Consider the following 1,103-nt stretch of genomic DNA (forward strand, 5'->3'; position numbering starts at 1 on the left):
CAGATCCCTTTTTCCTGTGGAAAAAGGGATCTGACCCCGACGCCGGACTCAACCGTAGCCGCCGTGCACTGGATTGTGGCTGCGCACCGCCATCACCAGCCCGAAGCCGGCCAGTAGCGACACCGCCGAGGTACCACCGTAGCTGATCAGCGGCATCGGCACGCCTACCACCGGCAGCAGGCCGGAAATCATCCCGCCATTCACCAGCACGTAGACGAAGAACGCCAGGCCGGTGGCACCCGCCAGCAGGCGCGAATAGGAATCGCGTGACTGGCTGGCGATCCACAGGCAGCGCCCGATCACCACAAGGTACAGCGCCAGCACGGTGGCCACGCCGATCCAGCCGAACTCCTCGCTCAGCACCGAGAACGCGAAGTCGGTGGTCTGCTCGGGAATGAAGTTCAGGTGCGACTGCGAGCCTTCGCCCCAGCCCTTGCCATCGAAGCCACCGGAACCGATCGCGATCTTCGACTGGATGATGTTCCAGCCGGCGCCCAGCGCGTCCATCTCCGGGTCCAGGAACATCATGATGCGGTCCTTCTGGTACGGCCGCAGCAACCAGAACCAGGCCACCGGCGCAACCGCAGCCACGCCGCCCACGCCCAGCCCAACCCACCACCACGGCAGGCCCGCCAGCAGCAGCACGAACACGCCGCTGGCGGCGATCAGCACGCCGGTACCGAAGTCCGGCTGCAGCATCACCAGGCCGGTGGGTACGCCGATGATGATCAAGGCCACGAGCACGGTATTGAAGCGCGGCGGCAGCGGCATCTTGTGCAGGTACCACGCCACCATCATCGGCAGGCTGACCTTCAGCAGCTCGGCCGGCTGCAGGTAGAAGAACTTCAGGTCCAGCCACTGCCGGCCATATTTACCGGTGCCCAGCACGAACACCGCCAGCAGCGGGATCATCGAGATCGCGTAGATCATCGGCGTGGCCGAGCGGATGCGCAGGATCGGCACCCGCGAGATGCCCCACAGTGCGGCCGTGCCCACCGCGAAACGCGCGCCCTGCGCCATCACCAGGCTGTCGCCACCAGCGCTCTTCAGGGTCGCCAGGCCAATCACCATCAGCGCGCCCAGGGCCAGGCACAGCACCCAGT

Annotated in this window: 1 protein-coding gene; it reads right to left on the bottom strand. The window is 66.1% G+C overall.

Features of this window, described 5'->3' with window-relative positions; all coding sequences use genetic code 11:
* Positions 1-48: 48 nt before the first annotated feature.
* Positions 49-1,103, bottom strand: a 1,055-nt coding sequence (gene rodA / locus ABGA94_RS03195; protein WP_375366367.1) for a rod shape-determining protein RodA, incomplete at its 5' end; no start/stop codon positions are given.

Origin of the sequence: Stenotrophomonas sp. 3diitr2024, from assembly GCF_042136455.1 — a bacterium.
Lineage (GTDB): Bacteria > Pseudomonadota > Gammaproteobacteria > Xanthomonadales > Xanthomonadaceae > Stenotrophomonas > Stenotrophomonas sepilia.